This is a genomic window from Dehalococcoidales bacterium, assembly GCA_035529395.1.
Taxonomy (GTDB): domain Bacteria; phylum Chloroflexota; class Dehalococcoidia; order Dehalococcoidales; family Fen-1064; genus DUES01.
Genome location: DATKWT010000052.1, coordinates 1 through 4,041, shown reverse-complemented (window position 1 = coordinate 4,041; position 4,041 = coordinate 1). Strand labels below are relative to the sequence as shown.

The following is a 4,041-nucleotide window of genomic DNA, read 5'->3' as shown; positions in this document are numbered from 1 at the left end:
CTGAAAGCCAGGCGTCGTCGCCGCGGCAGCGGTAGCAGCCGTGGGGTGCCATACAGGGGTGCCGGTTACCCGTTCGTATCGGTTCGCGCCCGTTCATGGCGAAATCGAGAAGCGGTTCAGCAAGAAGACCGACACTGGTCTCTATCTGGGCAAGCTCGATGTACTGTCCCTGTCCGGTACGGCGGCGGTGCCAGAGGGCAAGCATCACCGCTCCGGCGGCGTTTATCGAGGCTGCGGGGTCGGTGTATGTCGACTGCGTGCGGTAGGGTCCACTGTCCGGGTAGCCAAGGATACTGGAGAAACCGGCGTGCTGCTCCAGGGTGGTCCCGTAGGCAGGGTAGTCGCGATAGGGGCCATCATTCCCGTAACCGGGCATGGAAATCATGATGATGCCGGGATTGACCTCACGGAGTACCGGGTAGTCAAGGCCGAAGTTTTTCATCACCCTCGGGGTATAGTTCTCCAGGACAATGTCACTCGTCTTAACCAACCGCTTGAAGATATCCTGGCCCTGAGGGTAGCGCAGGTCCAGCGCAATACCGAGTTTGTTGCGGTTGAAGTCGTTGTACATCCCCATGCGGTTCCATGGTTGCTCTCCGGGGTCGCCGTCGGGGTAGTAGGGGAAATGCCTCCCGTCCCTGTGCATCTGTTGCATTCTCTCCAGGGCTTCACGACCACCGGCGCGACCGATGGGGGCCTCGATGAGTATGACCTGGGCACCCAGGTCCGCCAGCATCCTGGCAGCCAGGGGGCCGGCCCATACCCGGCTGAGGTCCAGGATACGCACTCCTTCGAGCACTTTCTTCGGCGTTCTCAAATCACGTGTGATCATATGCAACCTCGTTCCCGCAGCTTAACCAGGTCTTCCCTACTGTAGCCCAGGCGCTGACAGTATATCTCTTCGTTGTGCTCGCCAAGCAACGGTGCGCGGTCGGTCTGCCAGGGCGTTTCGGACATCCGGAACGGGGCTCCGGGGTAAGGGAGAGTCCCTGTCTCCGGATGTTCCACCTCCACAAAGAACTCCCTTTCCCGGAAGTGGGGGTCACTGAGTAACTCTCCGGGATGTGTTACCGGTGCGCAGGGCACGCGCCACTGTTCACAGGTGTGAAAGACCTCCTCCCTGGTCCGTTCCAGGAACCAGGGCATCAGCAGGGCGTCGTAGGCTTCGGCATTGGCGATACGGTCCAGGGGGCTGATGAACCTGGGGTCCTCGCCCAGCTCCGGCATACCTACCAAAGCATAGAGGAGCTCCTGCTGCTGCAGGCTGGAGGCGCTCAGGGCTACGTGCCCGTCTTTGCAGGGATAGATGGTTATCGGGTAGTTACTCTCGTAACGGTTACCCGTGCGCGACTTTATCTCGCCGCCGTAGGTATAACGGATGATGGTGAACTGGTGGAATCCGGTCAGGCATTCCATGATGGAGACATCCACCTGTTGTCCCTGACCGGTATCCTCCCGGGAGTAAAGGGCAGCCAGCGTCCCGAAGAACCCGTGCAGGCCACCCTGGTACTCGGGCTGCGGCCCCGGGCCCTGCAAAGGCTCCCGGTCCGGCTCGCCATTGATGTACTGGTGTCCGCTTAGGGCATAACCCACGATGGAGGACATTTTGTAGTCGCGATACGGTCCGCTCTGCCCGAATCCGGTGATGGACGTCATAACCAGCCGGGGATTGATGCTCTCCAGGGTTGTGTAATCCAGGCCAAGACTGGCCATCACTCCGGGTTGGAAGTTCTCCACCAGCACGTCGGCAGTCCCAACCAGCTCCTTGAATATTTGAAGTCCGGTGGCACTCTCCAGGTTGAGGGTAATGCTCTTCTTACCGGTGTTCAGGTAAAGGAATGCACCGCTTCTTTCCGGGTGGGGTTCGTCTCCCGGGAAGGGCCCCATCCGGCGGGCTACGTCTCCCTTTCCGGGCTTCTCTACCTTGATGACCTCGGCGCCAAAGGCGGCCAGCATCTTGGCGCAGTAAGGGCCGGATACATATTCGCCGAGGTCGAGTACGCTTATGCCGTCGAGTGCCTGTTGTATCACCGGTGTACTCCTTCCATGGGTGTGCGCATTGTTGGAGATTTGCCGTACCAGCTACTCAAGCCATGTTACGGCAGGCATCAATTAAGTGTCAAGGAAAGGTAATCATCGATACAGCATCTTGACAGCTAATCGGCGACTAACTATCATTGGTATGGCGGTTAATAAACAGGAGGTATCCATGGCATATCGTACGTTTGTCGTCCCAAGACATATCTATTCAGGACCGGGGTCTCTGGAAAGCCTGGCCACGGTACAAGGAAAACGAGCCTTCATCGTTACCGACACTATCATACGTAATCTGGGAATATTGGACCGCGTCACGAAGATTCTGCATACCAATAACATAGAGACACAGGTCTTTGACCAGGTTGAGGCTGAACCGTCAAAGGATACAGCCTGGAATGCGTTCTCCTCTGTACGGGATTTCAAACCTGATATTATCGTTGGGCTTGGCGGCGGTTCTTCCATGGATGTTGGCAAAGTAGCCTGGGTCCTCTATGAGCACCCTGATTTGGCCACCCTGCCATTTAATGATTTCGCGCGTGAGTTCCGGAATCGTGAGCTACGCAAGAAAGCAATATTTGTGGCCATCACTACCAGCAGCGGCACCGGTTCGGAGGTGACCAGCTCTGCCGTCATTACTGACCACGATGTAACACCCCCTAACAAAGCCGGACTTATGTCGCCGCAGATAATACCCGATGTAGCTATCGTCGACCCTGATCTGACGGTCACAATGCCACCGGTGGTAACGGCTAATACCGGCTTCGATGCCCTGATTCATGCTATTGAATGCTACATACTCATTGAACCATCACAGATAGTAGATGCTTTGGCGCTGGGGGCAGCCAAAGATATCTGGGAATGGCTACCGAAAGCCTATAACAATGGTAAAGATATGGAAGCCCGCGATAAGATGCATACGGCATCGCTTCAGGCAGGTATGGCTTTCAGCAATGGCAGACTGGGAGCAGTCCATGTACCTGCCCATGATATCGGTGCCGTCTTCCACATCGCTCATGGTCGTGCCAATGCGTTCATGCTCTGTCCGGTATTTGCCTGGCTTTATCCTTCCCGCAAGAAACGCTTTAGCGACCTCGCTACAGCACTTGGAATTACCGGACGAGGTAACCGGGGTAAAACCGAAAACCTGCTGGCAGGTCTGGACCAGTTAAAACAATCGGTTGGCATTGAGCTTGCTATTAAAGACGCAGGGATAGACAGCGCCCACTTCCAGGCTGAACTCGACCCCATAGTCGATTTTTACATGGCCAGAATAGGCAATAATATTGCCAATCTTCCACCGGACAGGCGGCAAGCAGTAGGATTTCCGGCATCCGCTGATGAAATGAAACAACTCTTCATGCATGCCTGGAACGGGACCAGAGTAGAGCTGAAGTAAGCCTACACGATAGTGTAGGCCTACACTAGTGTAGGCTTACACCACAGCAGTAGATTGGGAATACGCGGCTGTTTCCTCAAGTAGAGGCAACAGTGTGCAGGGCATGCGCAACGGGTCTACATCATCGGCAGGATACGACTCCCTGATGAGAACGGGGGCATCCCGGACATTCGTCCCGACCTTCGGTCCTGGCTATTAGCTCTTGGTACCTTATGGTGGAGCTGGGGTTACAATAGGCAGAACTTTTAAAGTGGCTTTCAGTCTCGCTACCTAGTCCACGACCGTTTATATTCGAGGAGTCCGACAGATTGTCAGCTGGACCCTCGCTGTGTTCTGTAGCCAACAAAACAGTCGATTGTTACCCAGTGCACAACTCAAGCGATTCTGACTTGGAGACCGCTTGTCTCTGGCAGAAGTTGCCACAGGAATCACGCTCTCTCTCCAGCCCCTCTCAGCAGCCACGCGCGCTTCAGAATAGGCCAGAAAGACGACTCATCAGGCACAACTCACTTAGAACTCGCGCGTTGTCTAGATTGAACCATCGTCCTTCTTCCCCGCCTTCGGCGGTGGCTTCTCCCTATTAGACTTGACTCCCTCCCTATTCCCTG

3 protein-coding genes are annotated in these 4,041 nt (G+C 55.6%); 1 reads left to right on the top strand and 2 read right to left on the bottom strand.

All coding sequences use genetic code 11. From position 1 onward, the window contains the following. Together VMW13_03545 and VMW13_03540 are read right to left on the bottom strand one after the other, a co-directional pair. On the bottom strand, positions 1-832 hold an 832-nt coding region (locus VMW13_03545; GenBank protein ID HUV43886.1), incomplete at its 3' end, for a CoA transferase. Then, complete coding sequence (locus VMW13_03540; GenBank protein ID HUV43885.1) at positions 829-2,031, bottom strand: CoA transferase; 1,203 nt, start codon at positions 2,029-2,031, stop codon at positions 829-831. The genes VMW13_03540 and VMW13_03545, both read right to left, overlap by 4 nt. Before the next feature lie 178 nt (positions 2,032-2,209). On the opposite strand from VMW13_03540, the gene VMW13_03535 reads away from it, so the two are divergent. Then, positions 2,210-3,433, top strand: coding sequence for an iron-containing alcohol dehydrogenase (locus VMW13_03535; GenBank protein HUV43884.1), 1,224 nt, complete (start codon positions 2,210-2,212; stop codon positions 3,431-3,433). Positions 3,434-4,041: the final 608 nt, after the last annotated feature.